We start from the raw sequence: 7,414 nt of genomic DNA on the forward strand, positions 1-7,414 counted from the left end.
GCTCAGTCGGCGTCCGAACACCACAAAACTACAGTCGGATCCGACACAGTTCTAGTTCAAAGTATTGAAGCGAATCGTGAGTTTCGGTTATCTATGCGACTTCCGAATATGTCGGATTTCAAAAGATACTGAGGCCCGCGACATCGTCACATCCAACAAAGGTTCGTTTACAGCGAACACAACTCATCCTTGCCGCAGACTATGGGGCCATCAACACCTGCACAGCACGATCAAGCTGTAGATCTTTGCCATGGGAGAGGCTTTCCGGATCATTCGTCACCTGCACATCCGGCGTGATCTGTGTCTTTTCCATCACATGCCCTGCAACATCTTCGATGGTTCCGTAAGGGATACCGACAACGAGTTGAGGATCCTGTTGCTGCTCCCAAGCTGCAGAAGTGCCTGTGCCTGGAATCGGGGTTCCAATCAATTTACCGATACCAAGATGCTGATAGACCCAGGGAAAGAGGTGGCCATCGGAGTAGTCGTCTTCGTTGACAACGAGAGCGCTCTTGCCAGTCCATTTTCCGACCGGCGCTATAGGGTCCCAACCCAAGATCTGACCGCGAGGGATGTAGTGAAGGTATTGCTTTCCACTCAGAAGTGTCACGAGGTCATCACGGAGATGTCCCCCATGATTGAAACGCGCGTCTACGACAATTGCCTTCTTTCCGCTGTTTTCGCCGAAAACCTCGGAGAACACTTCTCGATAGCTGCGCTGATTCATTTCCTTGACATGTACGTAACCGATCTGGCCTGCACTCAGTTTGTCAACCTCGCTTCGACGCTGCTTTAGCCAACGCCTGTAGAGGAGGTCTTGTTCCTGGGCCAGTGTGATTGGCTTCACCACTGCCACAAATCGATTGTCATGTGCAGGGTCGTACATGCTGAGTGCAATACGATGACCAGCCCTGTGATTCAATCGCGGGCTTGGATCGGCACCTGCCGGAATAGGTGTTTGATCGATTGCTTCAATCACCATGCCTGCCGAGAGACGAGTAGTCGCGGCAATCAAGGGGCCGCCGTCGATAACCTCTTGAACCTTGAGGCCAGCACCTATGTACCCCGGATCGTAGAACGCTCCGAGAGCAGCGGTATCGTCGATTGGCTTACGACGGTATCTGCATCCGGTATGGCTCGAGTTCAGTTCGCCCAGCATCTCGCTGCACATCTCGGCAAGGTCTTCATCGTTGTCGATATGTGGCAGGAATCGGGCGTAAACCTTTTTGTAGTAGTCCCAATCAACTCCGTTCATACCGGGATCGAAGAACTTCTCTTTTTCGAGCCTCCAGATGTGATCGAACAAGTAAGCCCGTTCGGCTGAACCGTTGACCTCTTTCTCCGCGTCGAAGGCGACAGGGTGCGATGTACCGGCGGCTACCTCAACTCTTGTGATCTTTCCTGCCGCGAGCACATAAGCGTTCGCATCGTCTTCAGAGACTTGCAGAACTGGAGCGGCATCTGTTTCCGGCGCTTCAATCGAGGCAAGTCGTTTAAGTTCTTTGTTCCGGATTTTGAGGAGCCACAAATCAGCCCCTTTCTCTCCCTTCGCCAGATAGAGCAGGGACTCTCCGTCTTTCGCGAGATGACCGGCCAGCACATTGGTTGAGCCTAACGTTAGTCTGACTTCTCGGTCGTGCAAATTGTTGAGATCGAAGCTGACCGTAGGTAACGGCTTTCCTTTAGGCTCGCCTGTGTCCGGCTTCGTCTTGGGCCTGTCCTTATCCAGTTCCTTCGCTACGGCGTATTCCGACTTGGATAGGCGGAAGCGATCGGCTGCGGTCTGTGAGAAGAACGTCTCCAGGATGTCGCCATTAAAATCGCTGTCATAGCCTGAGCCGTGAAGACCATACTTGTCACTGATCCACGTCATTCCGCTGCCGTCCGTGTTCCATTGGGGGTGCATGGCTTCGTATCCGGACACCGTCACATTTGTGATCGGATGCTGGCCGTCCGCGGCAATCAGGCCAGCTTTCTTTGACCACCGCGTGCGATCCAGGAAGGTAACAAGGAACCATCGGCTATCAGGCGACCACTCGAACCATTGATCGCCATCTTCCGCGGAAAAGTTGAACTCACCCGGCAGAATGGTGCGTGAAGTGCGGCTTCCGAGATTGATGACCTTAAGTGTCGTGCGATTCTCAAGGTAAGCGACCTCTTGTCCATCTGGTGAATACTTCGGTTGGAAGTTCTCCTGATCGTTGCGAAGCAAGGGCTTGATATCGATGCTGGTAGCCGAGAAAAAGTATGGTTCACTTTCCTTAGGCTGAACGATCGAGGCTTCATAGAGAGCCCACGGCCTTTCATATTCCGCAGCGAAGACAAGGTGTCGCCCATCCGGGCTGAAGGATACGTTGCGTTCCTGGCCAGGTGTATTGGTAATGCGTTTTGTATCGCCCGTCTCGACGGAAGCGGCGTAAACGTCACCTCGAACAACAAACGCGACCTCTTTGCCGTTTGGACTCAAGGTCATCTCTGTGGCGCTGTCTTTGAAGTGAAGTATCTCCTGGTTCGGTCTGGTTTCACTCAACGCAATTCGAACGTTAACCTTTTGCGGCGCTGAAGCATCCGCACCAAGCGTGTAAATTTCGCCATCGAATCCAAAACAGAGCGTGCCGTTCGCAGCTACTGTAAGGAAGCGCACCGGATTCTTTTCAAAGTGTGTCAACTGCTTTGGCACACCAACGTCTCCACCATGGGTGAGTGACATCTGCCATACATTGAAGGAGCCACTCTGCTCGCTCAAATAGTCGAACGACTTTTCGTCGGGTGCCCACTGCGGATTGCGATTTTCTCCAATGTATGAGGTCAGTTGCTTGAAGCTTGAGCCTCGTGAGTCGTAGAGAACAATCTTGTGCGCATTCGCGTATGTTTCGTGCTTACGCCAAGGATCTTCATAGCCCTTCACGTCCTCGTAGAGCATTCGTATGCCTTCGTGATCGTAGTGCGCTCCCAGTGCGGGCGTACTCAAAAGCTGGATAGGCGCGCGCCCCTCATTGATCGAGACTTTATAAAGTTCCGGAAAGATGCGAGAGGGGTATTTCGCACTCTGGCTAAGGTCTGTCCGATGTGCGCTGAACATCACAAACTTGCCGTCAGACGTAAAGGCGGTGGGAATTTGGTCCACAGAATAGGTAGTAAGTCGTTTCGCGGTTCCGCCATTGGCCGGGATGATGAACACATCGTAGTGTCCGAATCTGTCCGAGGCGAATGCGATCAACTTCCCATCTTGAGACCACACCGGCGCGGTCTCATGCGAGTCCCCTGCCGTCAATGCCGTGGCTTGCCCACCATCACTTGGCACAGAGAAAAGATGGCCGTGATAGATGAAGGCAATTGTCTTGGCGTCGGGTGATATCGCCGGATAGCGCATCCATAGCGGAGGTGTACCGGCGGTTTGTCCGTCCGCGTGAAGGAAAGTTGAAACTGAAACAGAAAAGCAAATGACGAACGCGCATTGCAGCAGCGTTCGCCAAGGCAAAGACTGCATCGGGCGTCTCAGTACGGACCGCGAGGAAATCAATTTGAGCATGGGTGTGAGATCGAGTGTTCCTTTGTTCTTGCTTCGAGGAGGAGCAACTGCTTCGTGATTGATCGGCTGGAATCAGGCTTTAATGTGGACGATTGCGTCATCCAGCGACGATTCAACCTAGACAATGACTTCGCCTTCCGGGTGCCGAGCGATTGCGGTAGCGGCAATGACTTGAGTTCCGACCGGAAGGCGAACGTCAATTGTCTGCCCCGGCTGTAGAGTCGTCGGACTTTCTCCTAGCTTTAAGTCGACCGGGGCTTTGAGATCGCGTTGAACTCGGAATTTGACCAACTTGGACCTGCCGAAGACTGGCCCCTGTCAGGAAACACAAAGTCGCTTGAAGGATGACACTCAATTTGCTTTTCCGGGATTTGCGAGCGGTCTGCCTTCACTGGCTGGCGGCACAATGCCGTTCATGCGGATGTACTCGACGAGCTGACCATAGATGTCATAGGCATGCCCGACTGCATGGCCCACTTCTTCGGCTCGGGTGTCAGTAACACCGCGCCCTGCATGATCCCAGGCGTTCTCGGGGGTTAAAGTGGCCACCGCTGCATGAGCATTGGCGAACGATTCTTTCAACGCTTTGAGCAGATCCTCTTTCTGGGTGAGCTTTCCAGTGGCCGCTAACTTGGCTGCAGTTTCAGCATCCGGCTTTGCAACTCCCTTCACACCGAGAAAGAAGAAGTCGTTTGCTTGAATGATGTGAGCCAACTGCTGTCCGAAGGTTCGAACACCTTTGTAGTTCACATCGCTTCCAGCTTTGAATTGATCATTGCTCGGGGCGAAACTGTATTTGTCGGCTGGCATCGCTTCTGCAAGCGGCACAAGTTGCTTCTCAAGCCCGGTGACGAGAGCATCAAGGCTCTTGGAAGGTTCGATTTGGGGCGAGGCAGCGGTGCCTGATGCTTGCGAGTGCAAGCTCGAAGCGCTACCGATGCATGTTGCGACAACCAAAACAGCGATGACTCGTTTGAATGGCATAGTTCTCCTTGTGATTGCGATGGCGTTTGGTGGAGGATGATTTGCACTCACTTCTGAGCGGCGATCCACTCATTCACGTGTTGATCAAGGAAATCGAGCGGTAACGCCCCGGAGCCAAGGATCAGATCGTGAAACTTCTTGATGTCGAACTTCGGCCCGAGTTCTAACTCGGCATGCTGGCGGAGTTCGAGCAGATTCAACTGACCGATTTTGTAGCCAAGGGCCTGCCCAGGCCAAGCGATGTATCGGTCCGTCTCCCGCTGAACGTTCGTCTCATCAACAGAGGAATGGTCGTGAAAGTAGTCGACAACTTGCTGCCGCGTCCAATGCTTGGAGTGGAGTCCTGTATCCACAACAAGACGAATGGCGCGCCAAATATCTCCTTCAAGGCGGCCATAGTCACTGTAAGGATCCTGGTAGAAACCCACATCCTTACCAAGCTGCTCCGCATACAGGGCCCAGCCCTCGGTGTAAGCGGTGAATTCCTTATGCTTGCGAAAGTCAGGAAGATTATCCTTCTCTTGTGCGATGGAAAACTGCAAGTGGTGTCCCGGGATTCCCTCGTGATATGCGATCGACTCGGCATCCCAAAGCGGGATCTGGGAATAGTTGTAGGTGTTAACCACCACGCGCCCAGGATGTTTTCCATCTACTGTGGCAGGTTCGTATGTCGCGGGTGGTCTCTGTTTTTCCGTGTATGACGGGGTGGCCTCAACGATGAGGTCACTCTTGGACAGAGTCCCAAATTGTTCGGGTAGCTTCGCCTTCATCTGATTCAGATACCCACGATATACATCGAGAACCTGCTCTCGCGACGAAGCGTGAAGTTTTGGGTTCGCGCTGATGGCAGTGTTGAAGCTCTTGAGGTCGTTGTACCCGAGATTCTTGGCGATAACGAGCATTGCAGCCTCGTCCCGCTTTACTTCGTCGAGTCCGATTTGGTGAATCTGATCGGCACTCATCGTCAACGTGGTATTTCGTCGGATGCAGTAGGCGTAATAGGCGTCCCCGTTAGGGATCGACCAAACCCCTGCTTCACTACGACTGCGGGGGATGTATTGTGTCTCAAGGAACTTGGCCAGAGCTTTGTATGCTGGTACGACTTCTTGTGAGAAGGCAGCTTTGATCTCTTGCTCATATCGCTTCTGATCGTCGGCGGAAATGCTCTTAGGAAACTTCTTGACGGGTGCGAGGAAAGGACTGTCACCCGGTTCGATTGCAAGGATCGCGTTCACTTGCGCAAGCACTTTTTCGGAGACGAGCCGCGCAGGCCTATGACCATCCTTCATCCCCAACGCCATGACGATTCGGAGCTGGTCAAATAGCTTAGGCACACTCCTCAAACGCTTGATGTAGTTGTCATAGTCATGTGTATCCTCAAATGGCGTTGAAGAGACCAGTTGTGGAAGCTCAAAGTGGATGCCGTGAATCTGGTTCAAAGGCATTTCCCATTCCTTGAAACGGATACTTTCCTCTTCCTCGCGAAGCATGCGCAGGAGCAACTCGACAGATAGCTTGTCTTCTTCAGGAAGTCTCGCGGTATCGACAGCGCGTAGACGCCTCTCGTACCGCTTATCTCGCTGCAGCGAGGTCTCGACCGCGGTTGGGGAGAGATCGCGCCAGCGATCGTTATAGCGTTTGTCACCCAACGCTGTCGCGGCTTCCGGATTGTCGCGAAGATAGTCTTCCCAATAACTCAAGAACAGGCGACGAACTGCTTGTGAGTTGACGCCCGATTTAAAACGACGTGGTGTCTGTCCTGCAGTGGAGATCGATACGAAGATCAAGGCAATTCCAACGACATGATGGATGCGAGGACTATTCACAGAAGCAAGGCTAGCTTTAACGATCAGTAAAACAAGTTCAAAATTCTCAATCCACGCATGAGTATTATCAAAGGATTTTCGAATGAGCCCGATCCGTAAACCGGCCTGATGAATGCCTTAAAAACTACGCACTTGTGCTGAATCTTTCTGCCTTGTAGCGTCTGCTTTGCCATGTGCCATTCAGACAGGAGTAGCAGCAGATGATGGACCAAATCACTTCGAAGGTAAATGAGATACAACTCCAATCGACCTCTTCGTCTCAAGCTTCGGGGATAGCTGTATTGCGTGGCTTGGCGATTCGGCATCTGTTGACCAACACGATAGTCGCCTGCGCGCTTCTCATTGGCACTTCGGTGCTCTTGTATGCCGAAGATGCCACTTCGCAGCAACGACTGTCTGAGGCTGAGAAAGAGGCCATAACGCAAGAACTCAAGGAATCAATCAGCCGAAGCGATACGCCTGGTGTGGTCGCCCTTGTAGTTGGAACTGGCGGTGTTCTGTACGAAGGCGCGGCGGGCAAACTTGGGAGCGGGCATGAAACTCCGATGCCGAAGGATGCCATCTTCTTAATCGCTTCTATGACAAAACCGGTGACGTCTGTCGCAGCGATGCAACTAGTCGAAGCTGGAAAGATCAAACTGGACGACCCTGTTTCGAGATACCTTCCTGGCTTCGACAATCTCCGAGTCATCTCAAAGTTCAATGATGCCGATGGCAGCTACGAGACACGTCCTGCAAAGCGGCCTATGACGATCCAACACCTGCTAACTCACACTTCCGGCATTGGATATGGGTTCTGCAATGTGATTGTGAAACGCCTGACAGAAGCGACGAAGAAAGACGAGTGGCAGCTTCCGCTCCTGAGCGACCCGGGCGACCAATGGAACTACGGAGCAAGTACTGCTGTCCTAGGAATGATCGTTGAGAAGGTCTCTGGAGAATCCCTTGAAACATACTTCCAAGAGCATATTTTCCAGCCGTTGGGCATGACGGATACTTCGTATGCGGTGCCGTCGAATAAGCAATCGAGGGTGGCGGCGATACATCGTCGAACGGATGGCCAACTCGAAGA

Annotated in this window: 4 protein-coding genes; 1 reads left to right on the forward strand and 3 read right to left on the reverse strand. The window is 52.7% G+C overall.

Annotated features, from left to right (window positions below; translation table 11 throughout):
- Positions 1-199: 199 nt before the first annotated feature.
- The 3 genes from JAO32_RS18605 to JAO32_RS18615 form a co-directional block, all read right to left on the reverse strand.
- Positions 200-3,490 carry a S41 family peptidase gene (locus JAO32_RS18605; RefSeq protein WP_334243190.1) on the reverse strand — a complete coding sequence of 1,097 codons (3,291 nt, stop codon included), beginning with the start codon at positions 3,488-3,490 and terminating at the stop codon, positions 200-202.
- Positions 3,491-3,883: 393 nt separating this feature from the next.
- Positions 3,884-4,360, reverse strand: a complete 477-nt coding sequence (locus JAO32_RS18610; RefSeq protein WP_334243193.1) for a DinB family protein — start codon at positions 4,358-4,360, stop codon at positions 3,884-3,886.
- A 203-nt stretch (positions 4,361-4,563) separates the two neighbouring features.
- Positions 4,564-6,303, reverse strand: coding sequence for a DUF885 domain-containing protein (locus JAO32_RS18615; RefSeq protein WP_334243195.1), 1,740 nt, complete (start codon positions 6,301-6,303; stop codon positions 4,564-4,566).
- A gap of 239 nt (positions 6,304-6,542) precedes the next feature.
- On the opposite strand from JAO32_RS18615, the gene JAO32_RS18620 reads away from it, so the two are divergent.
- Positions 6,543-7,414: serine hydrolase domain-containing protein (locus JAO32_RS18620; RefSeq protein WP_334243197.1), on the forward strand; the 872-nt coding region annotated here is incomplete at its 3' end.

Origin of the sequence: Terriglobus sp. ADX1, assembly GCF_036877645.1 — a bacterium.
Taxonomy (GTDB): Bacteria; Acidobacteriota; Terriglobia; order Terriglobales; family Acidobacteriaceae; genus Terriglobus.